This window comes from Paenibacillus sp. NPDC101420 (genome assembly GCF_050277435.1).
GTDB lineage: Bacteria > Bacillota > Bacilli > Paenibacillales > Paenibacillaceae > Paenibacillus_AQ.
Genome location: NZ_JBNNSE010000001.1, coordinates 1582392 through 1608457, shown reverse-complemented (window position 1 = coordinate 1608457; position 26066 = coordinate 1582392). Strand labels below are relative to the sequence as shown.

The following is a 26066-nucleotide window of genomic DNA, read 5'->3' as shown; positions in this document are numbered from 1 at the left end:
ACACAAATATACGGGAGAGTATAAAAATGATGGAAAGCATTTCTTCAAAGAACAAGTCCGAAGAGCAAGTAGCTTTGCCTTCTAAGGAACAGATGGAGTGGCAGGATCTGGAGCTGGGGATGTTCTGCCATTTTGGAATGAACACATTTTGCGATCAGGAGTGGGGAGAAGGTAGCGATTCACCTACGGTCTTTAACCCGCTTCATCTGGATGCCCGCCAATGGGTTAGTGCAGCTAAAGAAGCTGGATTCCGTTATTTTATACTGACCGCTAAGCATCATGATGGTTTCTGCCTGTGGCCGACTGCAACGAGTACTTATTCTGTTGCCTCCAGCCCATGGAAAGAAGGGCGAGGCGATGTTGTCAAGGAGTGCGAGGAGGCTTGCCGTGAATTTGGACTAGGCTTCGGCATTTATTTGTCTCCATGGGACAGACATGAGCCATGTTATGCGGATCCGCAAGCATATGATGATTTCTATTGCTTGCAATTGCAGGAGCTCCTTACGGGCTACGGCCCACTTACGGAGATTTGGTTCGACGGCGCAGGATCTGAAGGCCGTAATTACGATTGGCGGCGGATTATGGATCTGATTAAGCTCCATCAGCCAAGCGCCATGGTGTTTAATATGGGGGCACCAACGATTCGCTGGGTTGGCAATGAGGATGGCGTTGCTCCTTATCCATGCTGGAACACTGCGGATTCCGCTCGGGGTAGCATGTTCAGTGAAGCTTCATTGAACTGGCTTCCCGGAACACCGAGCTGGGTGCCTGCGGAATGTGATGTGCCCATCCGTAAAGACCGCTGGTTCTGGCATCCTCAGGAAGAGCATCTGCTGCTGTCTCTGGAGCAGCTAATGGATATTTATTATCGTTCGGTTGGGCATGGGGCGACTTTGCTACTCAATGTGGCGCCTGACAACCACGGGCTGTTTCCAGAGGCCGATGTGCAGCGTCTGCTGGAATTCGGTAAGGAGATTCAACGTAGATTCGGAAAGGCACTAGCCGTAACGGCGGGCACTGGAGATCTTATTGAGCTGGAATTGCCTGTAGCTACTGTGATTGACCACGCCGAGATTATGGAGGACATCGCTTATGGCGAAAGAGTGAGCGAATATGTGCTGGAAGCATTCAGTGACGGAGCGTGGCTGGAGTTGAAACGTGGCAGCGCGATTGGCCATAAGAAAATCGACGCCTTCCCTCCAATTTGCACAGAAAAAATACGACTGCGGGTGCTCTTAACTACTGCAAGCCCCAAGATCAGACGGCTTGCCGTCTTTCACAGCGGGGAATCGTTAGAATAGATGTTAAAAAAGGAGTTTGAAGAGTATGAGCCTACTCACTTGGAACGATGGACAATATTTGCTGGACGGACAGCCTTACCGAATCGTATCGGGAGCCATTCATTATTTTCGGGTTGTGCCTGAATACTGGAAAGACCGGCTACTGAAATTGAAAGCCTGCGGATTCAATACCGTGGAGACCTATGTCGCCTGGAATATGCATGAACCCAAGGAAGGGGAGTTCGTATTTGATGGCATGGCCGATGTGGTCTCTTTTATTGAACTGGCCGGAGAGCTTGGGCTTCATGTTATTGTCAGACCGAGTCCATTCATTTGTGCCGAATGGGAATTCGGTGGTCTGCCGGCCTGGCTGCTGGCTTACAGTGAACTTCAGCTTCGCTGCTGTGATCCTCTTTATTTAAGCAAGGTGGACCGGTATTACGATGAGCTGATTCCTCGGCTGGTTCCGCTACTGTCCACACATGGCGGGCCGATTCTGGCCGTCCAGGTAGAGAATGAATATGGCAGCTATGGCAATGACAGTAGTTACCTGAGATATATGCGTAATGGACTCCTCAGCAGAGGGGTCGATGTGTTGCTCTTTACCTCCGACGGACCAACCGATGAAATGTTGCTCGGTGGAACTCTGGAAGATGTGCATGCTACAGTTAATTTTGGCTCCTGTGCAGAGGAATCCTTCCGCAAATACCGGGAGTACCGGTCTGAAGAGCCGCTGATGGTGATGGAATATTGGAACGGCTGGTTTGATCATTGGATGGAGGATCATCATGTGCGCGATGCCGAAGATGTAGCTGGCGTTCTGGATGATATCCTGACGCATGGCTCCTCACTCAATATGTACATGTTCCACGGCGGGACCAATTTTGGCTTCTATAATGGGGCGAATCATATCGTCGCCTACGAGCCGACGACTACAAGCTATGATTATGATGCCCCGCTCACGGAATGGGGAGATACGACGGCGAAATTTGAAGCTGTTCGGTCGGTACTGGGCAAACATGGATTTGCACCGACTTGTCCGCTCCCTGAGCCGATTCCGAAGATCTCCTACGGGAAAGTTGCCTTGATGGAAAGAGCGGAACTATTCACAGCTTCCAATCTGGAGAAGTTATCGGAGCCGGTGAACAGTGTGTGTGTACAGCCGATGGAAAAGCTCGGACAATCCTATGGTTTTATATTGTACAGCACTTATGTGCAGGGACCACGGACCAGGCAGAAGCTTTACATCGAGGGTGTGCGTGATCGGGCGCAGGTCTTCCTGGATGGACAGGTACTTGGGGTCATTGAACGCTGGAATCCGCAGCCGCTTGAACTTTCCATTCCTGCCGGAGGAGCGCAGCTGGATATTCTCGTCGAGAATATGGGTCGGATTAATTATGGGCCGCTCATTCGTGATCCGAAAGGAATTCTGGACGGTGTTCGAATCGATAACCAGCTGCAATATAACTGGACGATCCGTACACTTCCGTTAGAACCGGGAACGCTGGCTTCACTTGAGTACAAGGAGCAGACGGTGGAGAAGCAAGAAGCTGCGGCACCTTCAGGTTTGCCCGGATTCTATCGGGGCTGCTTTGAGGCGGAGGAAATTGGGGATACTTTTCTACGGTTCGATGGATGGAATAAAGGGGTTGCCTGGATCAACGGATTTAATCTGGGCCGCTACTGGAACGCAGGACCGCAAAGGGCCCTATACATCCCCGGTCCATTGCTGCGCAAAGGTCGTAATGAACTGGTTCTTTTGGAACTGCACGGCTGTGCGGAGACTTGCGAAATTGAGCTTGTGAATTGCCCTGATCTGGGAAGAACTTCGGCCGTCGACGATGCCGTGCTGAATTTTGTGCAGGAAGATAACTTGTAGACTTTTTTAGCGTTGCCGTCATAGAAATCATTCCCCTATCCTCTCAGTTATTAGACACAAGAAACCTGCTCGTCTTCATTATTTTACAAAAAAATGAAGACGAGCAGTCAATATAAGGATACCTGAAAGGCACTCCTTCGGGCGTGCCTTTATTTTTCGATGCCACATGGTTTTGTAGTATGATGAGCACAAGGGAGTTACATGGTTGTTCATAGGCTGAGAAGAAAGTGGGTGTCGCTATGTGGTTTTGTATGATCGCGATGGTCGTGATCTTGATCGATCAGGTCTCGAAAATTTGGATTCGGATGAACCTGGATATCGGAGATAGCTTGTTCTTCGGACGATGGGAGATTACACATTATGAGAATAGCGGGATGGCTTTCAGTTTATTCCAAGGTTATGCGTGGTTATTCGGGGTGATCGCCATCTTGTTCGTCATCGGTGTGTTCTATTATCGCAGCATGGGTGCCTGGAAAGGCCGATTGGCGGATATGATCGCTGGTTTCTTGGTCGGCGGTGCGGTTGGCAACGGGATTGATCGACTGGTGTTCGGGCAGGTCACGGATTTTATCATGTCTCGATCGGGGAGAGGCATTCTCAATTTAGCGGATTATGCGATCAACATCGGGATGATCATGCTCGTCTTAAATATGGCAGTGAGATTCGTGAAGAAGCGGTTCTGGCACGCGCATTGAGGAATTATTCTCTTATCTTTATAGATTCCTTAGAAGTTCCTGTTACGATGTCTCTGCATGGTAAGAGAACGACGTAATAACAGATTTCGAAGGAGGAGAACATTCAACATGCAAGCAACGAAACGATTAACAGGTATCATTTCCCTGGGCCTAGCATTTTCACTATTACTATCGCCAGTGAGCGCCTCGGCGACCGCGCAGGAAATTACGGGGTCGAAGGAGAATATTCAAGAGATTAAATCTTTGACGTCATCGGACTATAAAGATTTAGCGTTTCTGAAGCCGATCTTGAAAGATAAGACGGTCATTAGCCTTGGCGAGAACTTTCACCGTGTCGCAGAATACAGCAGCATGAAGACAAGGTTGATCAAATATTTACACGAAGAGCTGGATTTTGACGTGATTGCATTTGAGTCGGGCCTTGGGGATTCATTCATGACGTACGATAATGCAGGAACATGGACATCGCAACAAATGATGGAACGTTCAATTTTTCCCATCTGGCATTCCAAGGAGACTCTGAATTTATTCGATTACATCAAGAAGAAGCAAGGGACGAACGATCCCTTATATCTAGCAGGTTATGACATGCAGTTCACATCAGGGTACTTAACGCAATTTATTGCCGGTTGGATTGCCAAGGTAGACAAGGATCAGGGCGAGAATTATTTCAACTTCGAAATGCAAGCGATGACGGATTTCTATAAGGTGCTCAACCAATATGGCATGGACGATAGTCATCCGGAGGCGAAAGCAGAAATCAAGAAGGTGAAGAATGCGTACGAACCGAAATACAAGGCGTTGATCCAATTCATCCAAGAGAACAAAGAACAACTTGCAGCCGCCTACCCTACGAACCCGCGGATGGTGGATATCGCTGTCAAGACGTTGGAGGATCGGGTCAAATTCATCGAGATGGGGATGTACGATACGAAGGAAAGCTATGAATTCCGTGATCGAATCATGGCTGACAACGTGGAGTGGTTAATGAAGGTGATGTATCCCGGCAAGAAAGTGATTTTATGGGCGCATAACGATCATCTGGCGAAGAATACGTCCAAAATCGAAACGAAAGAACAAGGGAAATGGATTAACAGCTTTACAAGTATGGGAGAATTGCTACATAAGAAGCTAAAGGATAAGGTCTACGTGTTGGGTCTGTACATGAACAGCGGTAAGGCGAGCACGATTACGACACAGAAGATCTTCGATATTCAGCCGATGCCGAAGGGGAGTCTGGAACAACTGATGATGCAGAGCGGTTATAAGATTGCGTTTGCGGATCTATCCAAGCACAAGTCTCCGAACAAAAATAATGCTTGGATGTTCAAACCGATCTATGCAGCCGAGGATGGCATGACGTCCGAGATCATTATGCCGATGTCGATGCGATTCATTCCAAAAGAGCAATATGACGGGATCATCGTCTTCGATAAAGTCAAAGAACCGACAACGAAGCTCTAACTCGGTTATACCTGAAAATTTAATTGTTCCCCTGTCGTGAACACCGTGTGTGCCGCTGCAGGGGATTTTTGGCGCACAAGAAGGTACAATGAGGGGATAAAGCTGCTAGATTGATAGATGCGAAAGGAAATTCAAGAGATGAGAGAAAAGATATTAATCGCCGATGATGAGCGAGAAATCGTCGGTTTTATGCGCGATGCGCTTCAGGATGATGGGTATGAGGTATCAGTGGCTTATGACGGCAAGGAAGTGTTCGATCGACTGGGAGAGACGCCCGACTTAATCATCCTGGATATTATGATGCCGCATCTCGATGGGCTCGAAGTATGCCAAGCGATACGTGACCGGGTCTCGTGTCCGATTCTGTTCTTAAGCGCGCGCTCCAATGAAGCGGATCGGATCCAAGGACTCGCCGTCGGTGGCGATGACTATATCGTGAAGCCTTTTAGCATGCAAGAATTGAAGGCGAGAATAAGAGCGCATCTTCGTCGGGAGCAGCGGAGCCATCTTGATCATCAACCGAAGCTGCTGCACCATGGCGATCTCACGATGGATCTGGACAGCCATCAGGTATTCTACCAGAACCTTCCGATTCCGCTGACCAGCCGGGAGTTCGAATTGTTCCGGCTTCTCTTCATGCATCCGAATCAAGTATTCTCGCGGGAACAAATCTATGAGAAGATCTGGGGATTCGATGCGGAGGGAGAAGCAGCCACAATTACCGAACATATCAAAAATATCCGGGCGAAGCTGGCGTGCGCAGCACCGGAGAAGACCTTTGTTACAACGGTATGGGGGGTAGGGTACAGATTCGAAAGGAAGTAAAGGCAAGTCGAAAACCGCTGCGCAGACAGTTTATGGGCGCATTTACACTCGTTCTTTTCTATAGCTTCATCGGCTCGATGCTGGTTTGGGGCGGTACGCTTTATGCTTTGATTAATCAAACGGACAAGAGCATTCTACCAGCCAACTATTATGAGCAGCAAATTCCCCAGATTCTAGGTTATGTAGATCAGCAAAAAGACGCCTTATTATCTCCTTCAAAGCAGAATGCGTTGGAACATGTTATTCTGACGAAAGGCATGCAGTATCAAATCGTGAATCTGAAGGGGCAAATCGTCTACGGCTGGAAGGGGCAGACTTTCGTCAACAGCCCGGAGGATGTGCTAAGCAAGCTGAACCGTAGCGAGAAACAGGGCGGGAAATATATCAATTACCACCCGATCCTTGATTCGCAGAAAAAATTAAAGGGGATGCTGGTGCTACGATACAGTTTAAGTGTATCCTCCAACAACCCTGGAAACGGGCTGCTCGTTATGCTTATTTTGTGCAGTTTGATCGCACCGTTCTTCTTCATCGTCTTGTTCTCTTTTATTTTCGCGAGAAAATTGGGTAAACGGCTCGAACCGTCGATCGCACGGATCATCGGGGGAGCTAGACGAATCCAGCAAAATGACCTGAATTTCTCCGTCGCAGGAGCAGGTGGGTCGAAGGAGCTGATCGAGCTCTCCGATGCCTTCGAAGAGATGCGGATCGCGCTGGAGCAATCCTTGAAGTGGGAGTGGAAGCTGGAGCAGGAGAGACGCGACATGATCTCTGCGATTGCCCATGATTTGCGGACGCCGCTGACGATCATTCAAGGTCATGTAGACAATTTAATCGAGAGCGGTGCACGCCGTCCCGAACGGCTGGAGAAGTACTTGTTAACCATTCAGAACAGTACGCAGCGTGCGGACAAAATGCTGACGGAATTGCTGTTCATGAATAAAATCGACACGCCTGATTTTGTCCTCCAGTATACGAGAGCGGATTTACTCGCCTTCTGTGAGCGGAAAAAAGATGAATACGCATTGTTATGCCGTGAGAAGTGGATTGCTTTTGACTTCTCTTATGTGAATAGGCGATGCGACCAAGAACAGCAGTTTCTTGTGGATACATCACGGTTGGAGCAAGTATTCGATAACGTGATTACCAATAGCTTGCGATTTACGCCAGTGGAGGGAAGGATCGAGTGGACGGTCATCGTAGAGGAGACGCAGATTACCTTTGACATGAAGGATACGGGGAAGGGGTTAAGCGCTCTTGATTTGCGGCGGATGTTCGATAAATTCTACACGGGGGATCCGTCTAGATCTCAAGACAAAGGTCATTCCGGGCTTGGATTGTATACAGCACAGTTGCTCATTACAAAGCACGGAGGGCATATCGAAGCAGGAAACCGTGTCGAAGGCGGCGCACAGGTGATCATAACGGTGCCATGTAAAAAAGCCTGAAGAAACTCATCATACGAGTCTTCAGGGTTTTTGCTGCAATAATTCGATAAATTTATGGAACGCGCTTGTCTTGAAATGATCCCGTCGATAGATGAACTGTACGGTCACATGGCGGTAATGATCGGGATGGTACTGCACCGAGCCTTCCGATTCGGAACCAGACGAAGCTGTATGTTTCTGAAGATGCGTATGTCAATGGAGAATCGAAAGCTGCAGTCAATTATAGTTCGGTCAATCTCAAGCCCTTGGACTTATCCCGGGTCGAAGTGACAGGCAATTCGATCCGGGAGGCTCAGCAACTCGAGCTGAAAGCGCAATGATTCTGCACAATCTGCTTGCAATCAAGACTGAAAAATAAGCATTCGTAGCTAGGGCTTTGGGACGGTTCAGTAGAACCATTCCAGAGCCCTTTTGACGTTTATAGAAGTCTCCGGATGACCTCTTAAAATTAAACCGATTGTAATGACGTTTCATTTCACCTTGGTTTGTGAATAATAGGGGATTGAATAGAAAGGAGCATTAGAGATGCAGGCGCATATGGATATTGTTCTTCGTACTGTGGTCGCTATGATCATGCTGCTAGTGATAGCTAAGATATTGGGTAAACAAACGATTTCTAATTTGACGTTTCATGATTTCGTGACAGGCATTATATTAGGATCGCTTGCGGCAAACCTGGCTTTTAATAAAGACCTGAAGTCGTCATATATGATCGTGGCGCTCATTGTTATCACTGCTACGTCTTTTCTACTATCTATCATCGCTATAAAGAGTCGTAGAATGAGAAGCTGGATCTCAGGATCACCTACGGTACTTATTGAAAACGGGAAAATTCTTGAAGGGAATATGAAAAAGGTAAGGTATTCGCTAGACTCCTTGGATCAGGCACTGAGGGAAAAAGAAATTTTTAATCTGGAGGTAGTAGAGTATGCCGTATTAGAAGATAACGGAATGGTATCCGTCTTAAAGAAACAAGAGTATCAATATGTTACTCGAAAAGATTTGAAGCTTCTTTCGGTTCCTCAGAGCTTTCCCGTTGAGTTAATTATGGATGGCGTCCTCATTGAAGAGAATCTTGAGAATAATGGACTGACCAAAGAATGGCTGGAGAGCGAATTAAGACGGAAGGGGAAACGGATCTCCGACGTATTTTACGGGGTAAGAGGAACGCAGCGGCAGCTCGTTTTTGATTATTATGAAGACGGGATAAACAAACCGATTGATAAAGAATAGATTCATTCATATTGGAGATTGACGGATCGCTGAGGACCGCTCTATAATGTTTGTATAATTATTAATTAGTTAATAAAAATATAAATGTTGAAGGGCGGAGTTTATTCATGGCAGATCGCGCAATCCTTAACACAGACATTCGCAAAGGTACGATAAACAAAAATATTTATGGACACTTCTCTGAGCATCTAGGACGTTGTATTTATGAAGGCATTTGGGTCGGAGAAGATTCACCGATTCCTAACACTAACGGTATTCGTAATGATGTTGTGAAAGCGCTTAAAGAAATACAAATTCCAGTACTTCGCTGGCCGGGTGGATGTTTTGCAGATGAATATCATTGGAAAGATGGTATTGGTGATCGCGAAGCTCGTAAACGTATGATCAATACGCATTGGGGCGGCACGGTTGAGAACAACCATTTTGGTACACATGAATTTATGGAATTATGTGAGATGCTGGAATGTGAACCTTATATCAATGGTAATGTGGGAAGTGGTACGGTTCAAGAGATGTCCGAATGGGTAGAGTATTTAACCTTTGGCGGTGTCTCACCGATGTCTGAGCTTCGCCAGCAGAACGGTCATCAAGAGCCTTGGGCTGTCACTTATTTTGGCGTTGGTAATGAGAATTGGGGCTGCGGCGGGAATATGCGTCCAGAATATTATGCAGATCTTTATCGCCAATATCAGACGTATGTACGTAATTACGGGGAGAATCGTATTCACCGGATCGCTTGTGGTCCTAACGTGGATGATTATCACTGGATGGAAGTTTTAATGCGTGAAGCTACACGCTTTATGGACTCGATTACTCTTCATTATTATACGATTCCTGGTCCAGCATGGGAGAATAAAGGGGCAGCAACAGGCTTTGAAACTAGTGAATGGTTTAGCACTTTAGAGAAGGCCCTTCGCATGGATGAGCTGATTACTAAACATGGTGTTATTATGGACAAATATGACCCAGATAAAAGAGTAGGCCTTATCGTTGACGAATGGGGAACTTGGTATGATGTTGAGCCGGGTACGAATCCAGGATTCCTATATCAACAAAATACAATTCGGGATGCCCTTGTAGCTGGCGTAACCCTGAATATTTTCCATAAACACAGTGACCGGGTACGGATGGCAAATATTGCGCAGACCATTAACGTGCTTCAAGCAGTGATTTTAACCGAAGGAGAAAAAATGCTGCTAACGCCTACCTATCATGTATTCAATATGTTTAAAGTCCATCAGGATGCTGAGTTGTTGGATTTAACAATCGATAGTGGGACTTACAGCTTTGAGGGCAGCGAGATTCCTGAAGTATCTGCTTCAGCTTCCGTAACAGACGCTGGGATCATTCATGTCAGTCTTTGCAACTTGAATCACGCTGCATCAGCTACTGTACCCCTCGAGCTGCGTGGTCTTTCCGGGCAGAAGGTTGAAGTGACAGGCACTACGCTCACAGGTAACAAGATAGATGCTCATAATACATTTAGTCAGCCAGATGCTGTCGTACCGCAAGCTTTTACAGCCTTTACACTTGAAGGTGATCTTCTTAATGTAGAGCTGGCTCCAATGTCAGTAACTGTGCTGGAGATTACGCCGAAGGCATAAGGTGGTGTTATCATGTCAACAACATCTGCATGCAAGGGGTGTCGCGACGATTATAAGGTTACCGATGCACAGATAGAGCGAATCTTGTCATCATCCATGTTTAAGACAGAGCTTTGTGTTCCAGATGAGGTTTATGCTGAACGGATTTCTCTTTGCGGGACTTGTCCTAAGCTGCATGAGAGTGTGACTTGCGTAGCTTGTGGATGCATTATTCCTGTTGTAGCTAAGCTTAAGGAACGTGGCTGTCCACTGCCTGGTGGCGGATTATGGGGACCCTTCATTGAACATGAAATAAGGTAAAATAAGAGCCGCATTCGACTCTCCAACGGGAGATGAATGCGGCTTTATTCATGGGTATCTGTGTAGAACAGCTCAACGATTAGATCATCATTATAGTTGCCAAAGCCTTTGCCAAAAAGGGTAATGCCGCCAATATGCTCGGCCTCTTCATCGACGGAAAGCTTGAAAGTCCATTGCTTGTTGCGAATGTTCACTTGATCCAGCGTAACGTCGGACAGTTTCAGGCCGTCCATAAACGTGCCTTTAGATGTAATGCGCAGCTGCTTAAGAAGGCCGTATTGATTCGTGAGTGCTGGCCACCAAGCTGGCGTGTATTTACCACGTCTATCTCCGTAGTCACCCGGACTTGTCCAGAATCCAAGCTGTACTCCGTTCAGTGTGAAAGTGATGTCGGAGGGCCAATTATTATTAATGGAAGGCGCTTCGGAGGCAATCTCCATCGTAATGATTAGCTCCTCGGGCTGTTGACTGGAGAGAAGGAAGTTAGGAATTTTATATTCGATATACCCTTTGCCGAACCAGAGAATACCAGCATTCATACGCTCGAGATCCCAGAAATAACGGGGATCATCAAAGCTGCCAATCACTTGCTCTGTAGTGGCAAGACCGCAGGTAGGCTCGATCATGAAGTCAGAATAATGCCCAACAGGAATCTCCTTGCGGTAGCTTTTGCGCTCATTAATTTGTCTGCCTGGAAAGGTGATCTCGGCGCTTTCAGCAGCCAGCGTACAGATCTTTTGCAGACCACTTCGTCCAGGTGCCATATGTGTCTGGATAAGTCCTGCAGCTTCTAGCTTACGCACATGCATTGTCATAATGGCGCTGCTCAAATTTACCGCTGCGGCCAATTCCTTGACATTCATTGGGTTCTCGGCAAGCAAGCGCAGCAGGTGCAGACGAACTGAACTGGCTAAAGCTTCGTAGACGGGAAGAGATTCTTCCGACAGGTCAAGTTTCATAGATGGCCTCCAATTTAGTTCAAGACGTATAGTTAATGATTATATTATTTAAATGCTTGTTTTACAATACGAAGGTGAGAAATTTTATGGGCGCTCATTCACTTTGATCGCGTGCCTTAAGATAAAAAGAACGGAGCCTGAGGCTCCGCTCTCTTTCCAAATGATGATTCTCTTAATTTACATTTGAGTTATATTCGGTCAGTATTTCGTCTGATTTGAGTGCTCTGCTGTAAATCTTCAGTTCATCAATCATTCCCTTATAAGGTACGTCCCAATAGTTTACACCAAGAGTGAACACACCATTCTTGTTCTTAAACACATTCGGGAAGCCCTCACCGGAGAATTGCTCAACTCCGTCGAGGTATACCTTCACGGTACCGTTGTTGACCGTAAATGCTACATGCGTCCATTTATTCTCTGGAATCTTCATAGCGGAAACAGCATCATACCACGCCTCGCCAGACCATAGCAGTGTTTTACCTGCGCCGTTCTGTGGAACGAAGCTAATCCAGCTGTTTATCGAAGCAGCACCGAAGAAGGTTGTTGTTGCATCAGTAAGCTGCTCAGGGTTTAACCACATAGATACGGTATAGGTATTGCTGTCAATTAATCCATTAGGTAACCGGATTCCGGAAACACCGTCAAATACTGCTGCTTGATTAGTGATACCGTTACCGTAAGTGATGTTACCTACAGTTGGAGCCTCGATTTTTATTCCCGTAACCTGTCCAGTACCGACCAATTGGAGGGAGTCATCAAGGTTTCCATCAAAAGCATAATAGGCTACTTTTCCATCTGTAACGTTTACCTTATAGTCTGCTGAGACACCACTGCCATCAGCCGCAGTGGCTGTAATCACTGCTTCGCCACCTACCGTTAGTGCGGTTACGGTTCCGGTTGTAGCATCAACTGTAACGGCGCTAGGATCACTAGAACTCCAAGTAAGTTTCTTATTTCCGGCATTGGTAGGAAGTACTTTTACTTGAGGGGTAAAGGTATTCCCCACAGCCACATCCATTTCAGCATCACGGATGGTTATCGTACTTACTTTAATATTACTGTCAGGCTCACCGTTTACCAGCAAGTCTACAGCTTCAGCGGAAAGTGCACTTTCGTAGATACGCAGGTTATCAATCAAACCTTTGTATGGGATATCCCAGTAGTTTACACCCAGGGCGAATACTGTATCTGCACTGTTAAATACATCCGTAAATCCTTTTCCAGTGTACTTCAATACTCCGTTCACATACAGCTTCACAGTCCCGGCATCGTAAGTGAAAGCTATATGCGACCATTGGTTAACTGGAATCTGCATGCCTGCTTCTGCATCGTGGAAGGTTTGGCTACCAAACCACATCCGGGTAGTAGCTCCACCGTTTCCATAAGGCAAGAGACTAATCCAATTCGTATCTGTTGTAGCACCAAAGAAGGCTGTAGTGAATTGAGTCAGTTCTTGTGGGTTAAGCCACATGCCTATTGTGTAGGTGTTGCCTTTAATCAAACCATTTGGTAGGCGAATACCGGAGCTACCGTCGAATTTAGCTGCAAGACCAACTTCACCTGTCTCATAGGTGATGTTCCCACCAGTATTGTTAATCCGATTGCCGGTAATTGTACCCTTATCAGTACGATCTCCGTTCTCTGAAAGATCTCCTTCAAAATCATACGCTGCCACCAAACCGTCTTCCAGTATATTTCCAGTCAGTTCCATTACAATGATAGTAAAGGTCTTAGTTGCAGTAGACTCACCCAGCGCAATCGTAGCAGTAAGTTCAATCGTTGCGTTTCCGAGTCCTTTTTCAGGACGAACAACTGAACCATCGTTTCCTACTACGGCTTCATTGGAAGACGACCACGTAATGACTGTTCCTCTAACGTCCTCAGTTGGGAGCGTAAGATCTTTGTATACTTTACTTGTGTTGCCCAAGCTTAAACTATCTTTAACATTGGATACAATTTGATCTGTGCTCAGCAGTTCAATTTGGCTGCCCCAGACGGTAACACCCTTATTGGACATGGCTGTGAAAGTCATAACATTGCTCTGACGAGTGGAATCCCATTGTTTTACGAATACACCTTTGTAGAGATTTTGTACAGCAGCTCCGTTTTCTATTTCATTGATGAGCAGGTCGGCGTAATACTCTCCTTTTAGCTCCCAAGAACCGGTTACGGACCCTGTAATGGTTCCATCACTTCGCAGTTCGATAGCTGTTGTGGATTTAATTTTAGCAGAAGTATCTTTCCCGTGATTCACGAACTGGTAAGCTCCAATAACATCTTCCTGCATAACAGCTGCGATAGTTTCACCAGTGTAACGATGAGGAGAAGTGAGCGGCCATCCATCTTCGTTGGTGAACATTTGATGCACACGAAGCTCATGTGTTTCACCACGCTGCGGGAAGCGAGTGTGGAAGAAGTTGAATATTTTACCCGTCTCTTCATCATAATTGACTGAATTATGGCCTGATGCAACATAGCCGTAAGTTTGGAATTCTGGATCACTATTCACGTTCGTGAACATGAAATTACCAAGAACTTTGTTGCCAATGGCCGAATGATCATTGGTCGTTGCCAGCACTGCACTTTGTCCGGCAGCATCCACATAAGGACCATCTGGATTCATTGAACGGAATTGACGCATATTGTAACCACCGTCGGACGCAAGTCCTCCATAAGTTACGTATAAGAAGTAGTAACCTGTATTCTTGTCGTAAACGATATACGGACCTTCGCCCGATTTGGTCATACCACCAGAAATATGGGTACCGAAATACCGGTCGATTAGACGTCCATCAGCGGTCGTTCCATCTTTACCCGGATATTTTGGCTCGCCGGTAGCTGGATCGATTTCTAGAATAAATATACCGCCTGACCATGATCCATAAGTCATCCACAGCTTGCCGTCTTTATCGTAGAATAACGTCGGGTCAATTGCGTTTGTATACGTTTTGTTCTTATATGAACCGCCTGCGTCAAACCAATCTGGGTTGGCATCTTCTAGTGTTCCGTTATCAATAAGCTTTTGAATATTTGTGTTTGTCCATTTTTTGTTAATTTTGCTGTTAGTATCGTAATCTTCTTCCTTGGTGAAGCCGGAATAAATTACGGTATTTCCATAGGTATAAGGACCTTCAATATTTTGTGAAGTGGCAAAGCCAATCGCTGAGCGGATGTAAGTGGAAGAAGCACTGTAATACATCATGTAAGCGCCAGTGGTTCCGTCCGCATTCTTATAATCCTCATTCCAGAAAACGTCTGGAGCCCATATGGAGAATCCGCCTTTACTGTCAGAATCGTTCTCTCCAGCCCATTTAAAGGATTCTGCCAGATTCGCGGAAAGATCACCAAAGAGTACGTTGCCCGGTGTTGTATAACCATTTGTGAAACGAGTCCAGTTCAGCAGATCATCCGATTTGGCCGCATCGATATGAGACCCGAATACATAATACGTTCCTTTGTCTACAGCCACTGACGGATCATGTACAGAAACATTGGTGAGTGCTGGTGCCGTTGCTGACGGACCCGGTGTAGCAGTAGGAGTCGCTGTAGCTGTAGGAACCGGGGTAGTAGTAGGTGTAGCAACAGCGCTGCCGTCCGATCCACCAGAACCTGAACTACCAGAACCAGACGTTGCCGTAGCTGTCGGAGTAGGTATTTCAAATTTGATTAGATTACTGTATTTATTGTCAAAGCTAACCTTCCCGGTGCCTTGGATAGTAATTATATCGTTTATGGCAAGGATTAGATTCTTGATTGCTGCACCAGCATCTACACGCAGCTTGGCTAATTGGTTCAATGTAACTTCAGTAATATTGCCTGCAGCTAGATGTAGTGTAGGCACTCCTAACGCTCGTACCTCAGCAGAATCAAAGTTTCCTCTCAGCCTGATGATTGAATCGTTCGGGAGTGTATTCTCTATAACGACCCGGCCGAAGCCTGCTCCCGTCAAAGTGGTATCTTCCTCAAGCATTACACCGGAATGTACACGTACGCTTGGTACGGCACTCGTTCCTTTAGTAACGACGCGGAGTTTCCCATTACGCTTATCTACAACCATGTCACCTGCATTAGAGTTACTAAGTACGATACTATTTTCGCCGCCGCCGGATACGAATATTGTTCCTTTAACAGTGACGTTATTCAGCGTGATATCACCTTCTGCAATACCTTCGGTAAGGTACAGGTTTCCGGAGATGGTGGAGTTGTTCAACTCAACACCCGGGTTACTAATTACCATATTCTGAGTGGTAATCCCCGTATAACTCCCGCTCTTAGAAGTGATTTCCCCGGCCAACTTCTCAATCATACGCAGTGCTTCCGCTCTTGTTACGGCTTTTGCGCCTTTAAAGCTGCCGTCACTATAACCATTCAAATAACCTTCACCAAATAAAGATAATACAGCTTCTTGGCTCCATGAGGGTAAATCTTCAACATCTTTTGGTGCAGAGGTATTTGCAGAAGAATTGAGCTGGAATAGTCTGTGCAGCATAACCGCGGCTTCTTGACGACTTACTACCTGTGTTGGTCGGAAGGTGCCATCGCTATATCCTGATACATATCCTGCAGCCGAAGCTTTCTGGATATCGCTGTAATAAGCACCTGACTCCAGTACATCCATGAAGGCGATTTCTGATTTTTCCTGCAAATTAAAGACCCGATTGATCAATGTGACCCATTCCGCGCGGGTGATCTCTTGATTCGGTTTGTAAATTCCATTTCCATAGCCTGAAATCAAGCCCTTATCCACCCAGGATTGAAAATCTTTCTGTGCCCAGTGGCCTGAATAATCGACAGCCTGTTGTTGCGTGGATGGTGGGATTGTTTTGGAATCGCTTGCAGAAGCTGCTGAAATGAATGGTGCAGGTACTAGCAGCGTGAGTGCAAGAAGTGAAGCGGTTAGCTTACGAGTTGTTTTCCTCAAATTCATGATCCTCCGATTCTATTGATTAGAGATTGCGGCGGTACGAAAAATGTAAAACGCTTACAATAGAGCTACTAAAAAAACGTTTTTTACAAATCAAAATGAATTTGTTTTATGTTTATACAAACCATATCGTGGAAAACGTTTTATATTGATCTCATTTTAAGCATGATATTAGCATATAGTCAAATAGAAATTTATGAAACAATGAATCTATTTATATTTTTATTAACAAAAGGTAGTTGGGTTTGGATAGCGTATGAAAAGTACTGCAGATTACTACTGGAGTTGTGGAAAGTGAAAGAAGGTGGGAAATGTGGGCGATAAAGAGATGGATAGGGGAAAGTGATAACTGGTTCATATCACAGTACAGATAGGGGGGGCTAATGAAGAATAAATACTAATTAGTTGTTCGCCCCCATGAAAGAACCAACTTTGATACATTTGCATACTAGAAGATTTTAAAGGTAATACATTTTGAACATGATATCTTGATCATGATTTCCGAATTTTTTTCCGAAAATTGTTGCGCCTCCGACGTGTTTTGCATCTTCCTTCACTTCGATCCGGAAAGTCCATCGGTCACAGGTCGTATCTAAATCCTCAATCGAAACGGAAGACATGGGGTCACCGTCAATGTATGTTCCATTGTGATTAGTAATTCTAATCGTTTTTAGTAATCCATACTGGTTAATATTGTGCGGCCACCACTCAGGTGTGAATTTACCTCTTGCATCAGCAAAATCTCCAGGGCTTGTCCAAGTACCTAATTCCAAGCCGTTCAATGAAAAGGTGATGTCTGAAGGCCATACGTCATTGGCAAATGGAAATTCGGAAGAAAGCTCTAAGCTAATTTCAAATTGCTGCAAGGTTTCATCTTTTTTTAGAAAATTGGCAATGTTGTATTGAACATAACCTTGGGTAAACCATAGAATCTCTGCATCGACTCTTTTAGAATCCATGAAATACTTAGGTTCGTCTACTCTGCCGATAAACTCTTTCTCTGTGGCAAGTCCGCATGTAGGCTTCAGATCATAATCCGTATAATGACCAATCGGCACCGATGTCTCATAGGAGGCAAAGGAATGAAAGATTTTTTTAGGGAAGTTGATCTCAATATGGTCGACTCTAAGAATTGAGATTTTTTGCATTCCGGATTTACCAGGAACTTTTTCTGTTTTTATGATTCCTGCATCTTCTAACTTTTTAATGTGTTTTGTTACGATGGGACTGCTTATTTTAAGTTCTTCTGCCAAATCTTTGATGTTCATCTTATTTTTGGAGAGTAACTGAATGATTTTTATTCGTACTTCACTTGCCAAGGCTTCATAAACAACGAGAGAGGACTTGTCTATTTCCAATTGCATTTTATCCACTTCTTTCAAAGTAATTTCATATACTGTAAAGTTTATTAATCTCTATATAAAGTAACACGAAAGGTAACTGAAGTAAATAATATATCGCTTTCATCTCGTCTTAATGAACTAAAAGGTTAACTAAGTTTTAAAAAAATCTATTAAGTTTATTTAAAAGTTATTGACTACGCTTTCAAAGCGACTGTATACTAAGTTTAAGTTAATCGTTTCCAACAAAGTTAATGTGAATGATTATCTTAACATTACAGCTGCAGGGGGAGAGAGTAATGAAAAAGAAATTTGGAGTAGTATTAGCAACGGTTCTAATGTTAACGACAGTGTTAGCAGGATGTGGTGGTAAAGATGATAGTAAGACGATTACGTTCTGGACACCGCTGACTGGTGATGATGGTGCTTATATGGATCAAATCGTTAAAGAGTACAATGCAACGAATCCAGAGATTAAAGTGAAGCACGTTATTACAGCTGATATGTACACGAAAATTTCTACCGTTTTGGCTTCCAGCAAAGGTGTTCCTGATTTAGCAATTATCCACGCTGACCGTGTTCCTGGGTTTGTTAAGCAAGGTGTCTTAGAACCCATGCAAGATACTGTATTGCCGGCACAACCTGAACTAAAAGCTGAAAATTACTTACCACAAGCTTGGAACACTGGTAACATCGACGGAACACAATACACAGTACCTCTTGATATCCACAGTAACGTAATGTATTACAATAAAGATTTGCTCAAGAAATATAATGCTGAATCTTTCTTGGATGATAACGTTGTTACGATTGATGAAATGCTTTCCTTACAAGGTAAATTGGATGAAGGCGACTATGTAGTTAATGATGCCTTGCTCGGATGGGTTATCCTGGCTCAAATTCAAAACTTGGGCGGAGATATTCAGGTGGACGGCAAACCGGCTGTTAACTCCCCAGTATTTAAACAAGCCTTTGAAGATGTTAAGAAAATTGCTGATGCTGGTTTGATGACTCCATTTGGTGAAGACGGTTACTTGATGTTCCAATCCCAAAACGTACTCTTCTCCACAGACGGAACTTGGAGTTCTACCGCACATGCTGGAGTTGAAGGCTTGAACTTTGGTGTGACTAACATTTATTCTCCAACCGCTGATAAATTCACGAATAGATCTTCTTCTCACTTGTTCGCTATGCTTAAGAACGATAAGAGAACAGATGAAAAAGAAGTAGGGATTGCTAACTTCTTAGAATATGTGCGTACAAACTCAATGGAATGGGCAAAAGCTGGTCAAAACGTCGCAAGTAACGTAGTTAACCAAAGTCCGGAATACCAAAACTACATGCAATCCTTCTTTACTTCTAATGAAAAAGAAATTGAATCCCTTTACATTTACACATATGAGTACTACCCATACATTGCAGAAGCAGTAGATACTTATTGCGCAGATATCGTTCGCGGTAACGTTGATTTAGATGAGACCTTGGCAACCATGCAGAAGTTTGTAGAAGATAAGATCGCAGAAAGCAGCAGTGCAGCGAAATAAAGCGAAATAGAATAGATTGTACGAAGTAATGTGCCGTATATTGGTGCATTACTTTGTGCAAAAGGAGAAATGAAATCCTATGAAAAAGAAAATAAACTGGGCACCTGCCTTCTTTGTAGGTCCGCACGTCATTTTGTTTGCTGTCTTCATTTTATTGCCAACGATTTATGGGATTTATGCTTCATTTACAAAGTGGAATTTAATGAGTGACCCGGTATGGGTAGGCTTTGATAACTATAAGGCCATTCTTTTTGATGGCAAATCAACGTTTCATACTCAATTTTTCAGAGGTCTGAAAAATACTTTGATCTTTGTGGGTCTCTCTGTTCCATTATTAATAGTTATCCCATTAATGGTTGCTGTTGCACTAGAACATAAAAAAGTTAAAATGAAGAGCTTAATTCAATCTATTCTTTATATTCCGGGCTTGATTTCGATTTCTGCGGCTGCACTAATCTGGCTTTTGATCTTTAATAAGCAATTAGGGATTACTGGTAATCTATTCGGATCACAAATTGCTTGGCCTGCAAATCAGCCGTATGCGTGGATTATCATCATTGTAATTACACTATGGGGCGGTATTGGGGGCAACATGATTATTTATCGTGCTTCCTTAAGTGGCGTTGCGCAAGAATTATATGAATCAGCCGAGCTCGATGGTGCGGGTTCAATTAAAAGATTCACAAGTATCACCTTGCCATCTATTCGTTTTCCATTAATCTATACCTTTGTTATGACAACTGCCGGAGCCTTCAATGTATTCGGCCAACCGTTAATGATGACTGATGGCGGGCCTCGACAAAGTACACACGTACTCATGATGTATATTCGTCAATTAGCTTTCGGAAACGGTGAATCCATTGCAGGGATGGCATCGGCGATGGCAGTGTTATTGGGATTAGTAATCTTGGTGATCTCAGCGCTGCAATATTATGTAATGAACCGAAATGCTACATAAGGTTCTAGGGAACTAATTGATTAACAAGGAAATGGAAAAGGTAGGTGTACTATAATGTCAAATCAGGCGGTAAATGGCCTAGATAATCGTCCAGTTGTAAATAGAACAGGCAAAGTAAAAGGATCATCCAATGTTAGTATTTCAAAATATGTATCATATGCTTTTTTGCTTATCCTTTGTGTGATTTGGATTATTCCAGTAATATTCGGGATTTCCACGTCTTTTAGATCACAAACGGAAGTGGTTTCCTCAGGCTTTAGACTATTTCCTGAAACATGGGTTTTTGAGAACTATGTTACGATTCTGAACAATACTTCTACAGCCCCAATTCTACGTTGGTTAGGCAATTCATTGTTTATCGCTACAACTCATACGATCCTGGTCGTTATTGTGATTTCGATTACAGGCTTTGGTTATACCCGTATTAACTTTAAAGGAAGAGACACACTGTTCTTTACTTTGTTAGGGATCTCCTTTTTCCCGGGCGTAGTTAACTTAATTCCTTCTTATAAAATTATCGATTCCTTAGGCTGGGTGAACACTTCTTGGGCAATGATTATTCCCGGTCTTGCGGGTATGGGGAATATCTTCTTGGTCAGACAGTTTATGAACGGTATCCCAAAAGAATTAGATGAGTCTGCAAAAGTTGATGGTGCTAGTGACTTTAGAATTTTTGCGCAAATTATATTGCCGTTAGTTAAGCCGATTCTGATTGTTTGCGGATTGTTCTCCTTTACGGGATCTTGGAATGACTTCCTCTGGCCGGTTATCGTGTACACAGATGTAGACAAAATGCCAGTCACAGCTGGGTTGCTCTTGTTACAAGATATCTACGGAAACTATCGTATGATCGGGCAATTAATGGGGTCGGCAATCTTGGCGATCGTTCCAACCCTGCTGTTATTTATATTTGCTCAAAAATACTTCGTTCAATCTATTAACTTGAATTCAGGTATTAAAGGGTAGATCAAATGAACATAGCTTAAATACACCTTGCCTTCTTATAAGGAAGGGTGTGTTTTGGTGACCCATAAAATTAAAAATAAAGAGAGATATAGGAGTTGTCATCATGAGAGAATTCAATGCGAAAAATCCGCTTATTGAGCAAAGGGCAGATCCATGGATCTATAAACATACTGATGGTTATTATTATTTCATAGCTTCGGTTCCGGAGTTTGATAGAATCGAGCTTCGTCGTTCTGAATCCATTCAGGGATTAGCTGAGGCTGAGGGTAAGACCATTTGGGTTAAGCATGAAACAGGCTTAATGAGTGCCAATATTTGGGCACCTGAGATTCATTATATTGATGGAAAATGGTACGTGTATTTTGCAGCTGCACATACCTCCGATACGAAAGATGGCTTATTTGATCATCGCATGTTTGCCATAGAAAACTCATCCGTAAATCCATTAGAAGGGGAGTGGGTGGAAAAGGGTCAAATCAAAACGAAATGGGAATCCTTTGCCCTGGATGCAACCACTTTTGAACACAGAGGGGTTAGATACTACGTATGGGCACAAAAGGATCCCGATATCCCTGGTAATTCTAATATGTATATCTCTGAAATGGAAAACCCTTGGACGTTAAAAGGAGAGCAGGTGTGCATCACCACGCCTGAATATGATTGGGAAAAAATCGGCTTCCTGGTGAATGAGGGTGCGGCAGTTCTTAAGCGAAATGGACGTATTTTCATGACTTTCTCGGCAAGTGCAACAGATCATAACTACTGTATGGGGTTGTTAACCGCTGATGAGGATAGTGATTTAATGGATCCGAAATCATGGGTCAAAACACCAGAACCTGTGTTTACAACTTCTGAAGAAAACGGTCAATATGGACCGGGACATAATAGCTTTACAGTCTCAGAAGATGGCACACAGGATATCCTAGTGTTCCATGCTAGAAGCTATAAGGAAATTGTGGGAGACCCGTTATATGATCCTAATCGGCATGCGCGTGTGCAAGTGATCCAGTGGAATGAGGATGGAACGCCAAACTTTGGTGTCCCTAGACCGGATACGAAATCTTAAAATAATGCTTCTCTAGTGTGAAGAAGCTTATTATATTCTTCTATATGAAAGAGGGACGCTCCAGTAGCCACATGCTATTGGAGCGTCCCTTAATCTTATAATGGAAGATCCCGTCGTCTGAACAGTTCGATCCCTATGGCAAAAGCGAGAATACCGATCAACAGTAACCAACTAGAAACCTGAATAATCTCCACGTTTCCTTGAACGATTTTACCAGGCTGATAGAAGGAGAACAAGGTCATGTAACGTAATCCCTCCAGTTTATCGCTTATTTTGCCTAGCAGATCCAGAGTGAAGAATCCGAAGGTGATAGCGCCGGAAATTCCAAGCGCTTTTTTCTCATCATTACAAACCGAGGATACGAGGAAAGTGAGTCCCCCCACGGCAAAAAACAATAAAAACGCTACGCTATTCAGCTGAGCGAATCGGCCGCTATTAAATTCATATTCACTGCCGAGGAACCATGCTTTACCTAATAATCCGGCGAGTGTGGTTACGCCCATAATCAGGAGCAATGCTGTTGTGAGTACAAGCGCCTGCGTGGTAGCTACTTTTCTCCGCGTAGTTGGTGCTATCAGAAGATAAGCCATAGAGCCACGATCCACAAGTCGAGCCATGAGCTGCGTCGACATTTGTACACATACGATGGATAGAATCAGTACCAGAATAAGTCCATAATATTCTCCTGAGATAAAAGCCTCAGCACTGGTAAATCCGCTGTTTAATCCAAAGGCTTTACCTACACCTTCCGGCATAGCTTTAATGAGGTCATCAATGGCTTTTGTGCTTCCGGCGATCCCTGGATATAGCCAGATCATAAACAGAATATAGAAGGCAGAACCGAAGGCGTAATTCATAATGCCTTTGAGGTTCACCCTCATCATTTCTTTATAGAGTGGAAGATTCATTGCACGGCCCCCTCACGGTCATAATAGTCCATGAAAATGTCCTCTAGATTCTGCGTGAACACATCCATACTGCGGATATTATATTTCCCGGTCTCCTGAATGAATCGATCGTAATTACCCTGAACGGCAATGCGGACCATATTCCCTTCACGAGCTTCCACTTGCAGGCCGGAGGCGGCGAATTGCTCTGCATCTTCGCGACTCGCGAAAACAACCTCAAACAGCTTCCGCTGCATCGATTGTAATTCGTGGATATTTTTTATAGTGATGATACGTCCGTCTTTAATGATCGCAGCTCGGTCACAGGTGCGCTCAATTTCTTGAAAGCTGTGAGAGGACATTAGAAATGTGGTTCCGGCTGCTTTTTCCTCCAATACGAGATCTATAAATAACTTTTGCATAAGCGGGTCGAGTCCCGAGGTTGGTTCATCCAGAATAATAACTTCAGGATTGTGCATGAAAGCTGCGACAATACCGACTTTTTGCTTCATTCCCTTTGACATTTTGCGGATCGGAGTTGAGGCATCAAATTGCAGTCGTTCAATGAGGCGGTCACGTTTAGTAGTGTTCTTCATCCCTTGCATGCCAGACATGAACTTAAGGAAGGAAAGGCCCGTCATCCCGTCAAAAAAGTTGATTTCACCGGGGAGATAGCCAATATGCTTTTGGACTGTGCCTTGTGCTTTCCATACATCAAGTCCATGGATGCTCGCATTACCTTTGTCCGGCTTCATAAATCCCATGATATGTCTTATGGTCGTAGATTTACCCGCGCCATTAGGCCCCAGAAACCCAAATACCTCACCTTTATTAACGGTAAACGTAACATCTTCGATTCCTTTGCCATTCGAAAAACGTTTGGTTAAGCCTTCAACTACAAGCATGCCGCCACCCCCGCTGCAAAATAATGAACTATTACTAATTGGATATTTCATATGTTATATTATTCCTAGTGAATAGTGAAGTCAATGGAATTATGAAATAATTTATAATAAATATTTCATTAAATTTAAATAAGCGCACTATATAATGAAGTTAAGGGTGGATAGCATGAATGGATTTGAGAAAAGAGCCGCTCAAATAAAACTCAAAATTATGAAGACTACGATGGAGATGCTCAAGAGCAGTGAGCCCAAACGTCTCCGGATCGCAGACATTGCGAAAGAGGCAGGCGTCTCACAGGTGACGATTTATAATTATTTTGGCAGCAAGGAAGCACTGCTTGGTGAGGCCTTTAAGGATTTTATAGAGAAGGCCATTCGCGAATTTGAAGATTACATTCATGGAGAGCATTCTCTAAAAGAGATTATTGAATATATTATGACGATGGAGAGAGAAACCTACAGTTCATTGTCTCCTACGACTGTGAAGGAGCTTATGATTGAGGACCAGGAAATGTTTCATTATATTGAAGAACGTTACACAAATGACGTTTTACCATTGATGGTCAAGATGGTGGAGGATGGCAAAGCACGAGGAGAAATTTCAAATAAAGTGTCCACCAAAGGGATACTTTCATTTATAGGAATGTATATGCGAAGTTCGGGAGAAATGCTAGATGAAGCCAGCAAACAAGAAGATATAGATGCCTTCCTGGAGGAAGCCATCCATCTCTTCTTCTATGGTATTTGCGGGCGTGAGCAGGAGTAGCGTGAGGTTTGTTGCATTAATAGTTGGAGCACTTACCCAATACATTTAGATCAGTATTGGTTTAAAAAAACAATGAAGTTGCAGAAAGCTATGTTTACAATGAAATTAAATAATTATCATATTTTAAAATTCCGAAAAATGATCGTAGATTACGCTAACAGTGATTTATCAAAAGATTTTGTTCAAATGCGAATAAATAAAATAGTAGATCCATTGTATACTAACCAAGATACTAAGGAGTTTGCCATTTTTAATGGAAAAGCTTCGGGCACTATTGAAGAAGGAACAACTGACGATTTGAAAGCATTTACTTCTAATGACTTCTCGGCAGGGTTTCTATGTGAATGCAGAGCAGCGGATGAAGGATGCCCGAGGAGCAGCGAAATACATAGGGGGTTATTTAGCGCGACCGGCGATTGCAGAGTACCGGGTGGTCAGCTACGACCACCACAAGGTGCATTACTGGTACGAAGATCACCGAACGGGGAAACGGGTGGATGTGGTGTCGCCGGTGATGAAGTTTATCTACGATCTCGTGCAGCACATTCCACCGAAGCATTTTCGGATGGTGGGTCGCTATAGTCTATACAGCCGGGGGAAAAACAAAGAGTCACAGAAGGTGATTAATCTGTGGTGGTACATGATCCATAAACAAATCGAGATGACCTTTCCTGTGAAAGAACGAAAGAAGAAGAACTACCGTCAGCGGATGCTGGAGAGCTATGGGCGAGACCCGATGCTCTGTCCATGCTGCAATCACCGGATGTTGAGCCGTGGGAGGAAGAACCAGAGGTATGGATCGATTATGTTTGCGTAGAATGTGGGACGGTAGATCCTGTCCCTGAATTTATAGTGGGAGAGTGTGCCTACGACCTGGAGTCTGGAGAATCCCCAGAGTTTGTCTCTGTAACGGAACCTTGGTGAATAACTTTTTAGCCAGCGGACAAATAACCGCTGGCTAAAAAGTTATTCACCCGTTAGGGTGATTTTGTTCGTATATGTAATTAATCTCACTGCGTTTGT

The 26066-nt window shown here is 44.2% G+C and carries 20 protein-coding genes; 15 read left to right on the top strand and 5 right to left on the bottom strand.

Annotated elements, in window-relative coordinates; genetic code table 11:
- The first annotated feature begins 26 nt into the window (after nucleotides 1-26).
- From ACQKMP_RS06980 to ACQKMP_RS06940, 9 genes are all read left to right on the top strand, one after another.
- Nucleotides 27-1301, top strand: a complete 1275-nt coding sequence (locus tag ACQKMP_RS06980; protein WP_427469061.1) for an alpha-L-fucosidase — start codon at nucleotides 27-29, stop codon at nucleotides 1299-1301.
- Nucleotides 1302-1326: 25 nt separating this feature from the next.
- The gene (locus ACQKMP_RS06975) at nucleotides 1327-3159 is read left to right on the top strand and encodes a glycoside hydrolase family 35 protein (protein WP_427469060.1); all 1833 of its coding nucleotides are present in this window, start codon (nucleotides 1327-1329) and stop codon (nucleotides 3157-3159) included.
- Nucleotides 3160-3410: 251 nt separating this feature from the next.
- Nucleotides 3411-3854, top strand: a complete 444-nt coding sequence (gene lspA / locus ACQKMP_RS06970) for a signal peptidase II (RefSeq protein ID WP_256721618.1) — start codon at nucleotides 3411-3413, stop codon at nucleotides 3852-3854.
- A gap of 108 nt (nucleotides 3855-3962) precedes the next feature.
- The gene (locus ACQKMP_RS06965) at nucleotides 3963-5318 is read left to right on the top strand and encodes an erythromycin esterase family protein (protein ID WP_042186023.1); all 1356 of its coding nucleotides are present in this window, start codon (nucleotides 3963-3965) and stop codon (nucleotides 5316-5318) included.
- Nucleotides 5319-5456: 138 nt separating this feature from the next.
- Nucleotides 5457-6143: a response regulator transcription factor gene (locus ACQKMP_RS06960; RefSeq protein WP_076284294.1), complete on the top strand. Its 687-nt coding sequence runs from the start codon at nucleotides 5457-5459 to the stop codon at nucleotides 6141-6143.
- Complete coding sequence (locus ACQKMP_RS06955) at nucleotides 6074-7591, top strand: sensor histidine kinase (RefSeq protein WP_427469059.1); 1518 nt, start codon at nucleotides 6074-6076, stop codon at nucleotides 7589-7591. Before ACQKMP_RS06960 ends, ACQKMP_RS06955 begins: the two co-directional genes overlap by 70 nt.
- Nucleotides 7592-8116: 525 nt before the next feature.
- Nucleotides 8117-8824, top strand: coding sequence for a DUF421 domain-containing protein (locus ACQKMP_RS06950; RefSeq protein WP_339246099.1), 708 nt, complete (start codon nucleotides 8117-8119; stop codon nucleotides 8822-8824).
- A gap of 107 nt (nucleotides 8825-8931) precedes the next feature.
- Nucleotides 8932-10428, top strand: a complete 1497-nt coding sequence (locus tag ACQKMP_RS06945) for an alpha-N-arabinofuranosidase (protein ID WP_042186030.1) — start codon at nucleotides 8932-8934, stop codon at nucleotides 10426-10428.
- 12 nt (nucleotides 10429-10440) lie between these two features.
- The gene (locus ACQKMP_RS06940; RefSeq protein ID WP_042186032.1) at nucleotides 10441-10728 is read left to right on the top strand and encodes a hypothetical protein; all 288 of its coding nucleotides are present in this window, start codon (nucleotides 10441-10443) and stop codon (nucleotides 10726-10728) included.
- Nucleotides 10729-10772: 44 nt separating this feature from the next.
- On the opposite strand, the gene ACQKMP_RS06935 is transcribed toward ACQKMP_RS06940, so the two are convergent.
- The 3 genes from ACQKMP_RS06935 to ACQKMP_RS06925 form a co-directional block, all read right to left on the bottom strand.
- Complete coding sequence (locus ACQKMP_RS06935; RefSeq protein WP_042186033.1) at nucleotides 10773-11687, bottom strand: ArsR/SmtB family transcription factor; 915 nt, start codon at nucleotides 11685-11687, stop codon at nucleotides 10773-10775.
- A gap of 172 nt (nucleotides 11688-11859) precedes the next feature.
- Nucleotides 11860-16608, bottom strand: coding sequence for a LamG-like jellyroll fold domain-containing protein (locus ACQKMP_RS06930; protein ID WP_427469058.1), 4749 nt, complete (start codon nucleotides 16606-16608; stop codon nucleotides 11860-11862).
- Nucleotides 16609-17069: 461 nt separating this feature from the next.
- Nucleotides 17070-17975 carry an ArsR/SmtB family transcription factor gene (locus tag ACQKMP_RS06925; RefSeq protein WP_042186035.1) on the bottom strand — a complete coding sequence of 302 codons (906 nt, stop codon included), beginning with the start codon at nucleotides 17973-17975 and terminating at the stop codon, nucleotides 17070-17072.
- Between the two features lie 275 nt (nucleotides 17976-18250).
- Here ACQKMP_RS06925 and ACQKMP_RS06920 point away from each other — a divergent pair, with 275 nt between their 5' ends.
- The 4 genes from ACQKMP_RS06920 to ACQKMP_RS06905 all read left to right on the top strand — a co-directional run bounded on the left by ACQKMP_RS06920 (nucleotide 18251) and on the right by ACQKMP_RS06905 (nucleotide 22485).
- Nucleotides 18251-19495: an extracellular solute-binding protein gene (locus ACQKMP_RS06920; protein WP_042186037.1), complete on the top strand. Its 1245-nt coding sequence runs from the start codon at nucleotides 18251-18253 to the stop codon at nucleotides 19493-19495.
- Between the two features lie 79 nt (nucleotides 19496-19574).
- A complete protein-coding gene (locus ACQKMP_RS06915) occupies nucleotides 19575-20453 on the top strand; it encodes a carbohydrate ABC transporter permease (RefSeq protein WP_042186039.1) in 879 nt (292 codons plus the stop codon).
- Nucleotides 20454-20507: 54 nt separating this feature from the next.
- Complete coding sequence (locus ACQKMP_RS06910; RefSeq protein WP_042186041.1) at nucleotides 20508-21419, top strand: carbohydrate ABC transporter permease; 912 nt, start codon at nucleotides 20508-20510, stop codon at nucleotides 21417-21419.
- A 103-nt stretch (nucleotides 21420-21522) separates the two neighbouring features.
- Nucleotides 21523-22485 carry a glycoside hydrolase family 43 protein gene (locus tag ACQKMP_RS06905; protein ID WP_379422711.1) on the top strand — a complete coding sequence of 321 codons (963 nt, stop codon included), beginning with the start codon at nucleotides 21523-21525 and terminating at the stop codon, nucleotides 22483-22485.
- A gap of 95 nt (nucleotides 22486-22580) precedes the next feature.
- On the opposite strand, the gene ACQKMP_RS06900 is transcribed toward ACQKMP_RS06905, so the two are convergent.
- Both ACQKMP_RS06900 and ACQKMP_RS06895 read right to left on the bottom strand, forming a co-directional pair.
- Entirely contained in the window at nucleotides 22581-23393 is an 813-nt protein-coding gene (locus tag ACQKMP_RS06900; RefSeq protein WP_379422709.1) for an ABC transporter permease subunit, read from the bottom strand.
- The gene (locus ACQKMP_RS06895) at nucleotides 23390-24277 is read right to left on the bottom strand and encodes an ABC transporter ATP-binding protein (protein ID WP_427469221.1); all 888 of its coding nucleotides are present in this window, start codon (nucleotides 24275-24277) and stop codon (nucleotides 23390-23392) included. Before ACQKMP_RS06895 ends, ACQKMP_RS06900 begins: the two co-directional genes overlap by 4 nt.
- Nucleotides 24278-24443: 166 nt before the next feature.
- On the opposite strand from ACQKMP_RS06895, the gene ACQKMP_RS06890 reads away from it, so the two are divergent.
- Both ACQKMP_RS06890 and ACQKMP_RS06885 read left to right on the top strand, forming a co-directional pair.
- The gene (locus ACQKMP_RS06890) at nucleotides 24444-25043 is read left to right on the top strand and encodes a TetR/AcrR family transcriptional regulator (RefSeq protein WP_427469057.1); all 600 of its coding nucleotides are present in this window, start codon (nucleotides 24444-24446) and stop codon (nucleotides 25041-25043) included.
- Between the two features lie 316 nt (nucleotides 25044-25359).
- Nucleotides 25360-25860: a transposase gene (locus tag ACQKMP_RS06885; protein WP_076300055.1), complete on the top strand. Its 501-nt coding sequence runs from the start codon at nucleotides 25360-25362 to the stop codon at nucleotides 25858-25860.
- Nucleotides 25861-26066 lie beyond the last annotated feature (206 nt).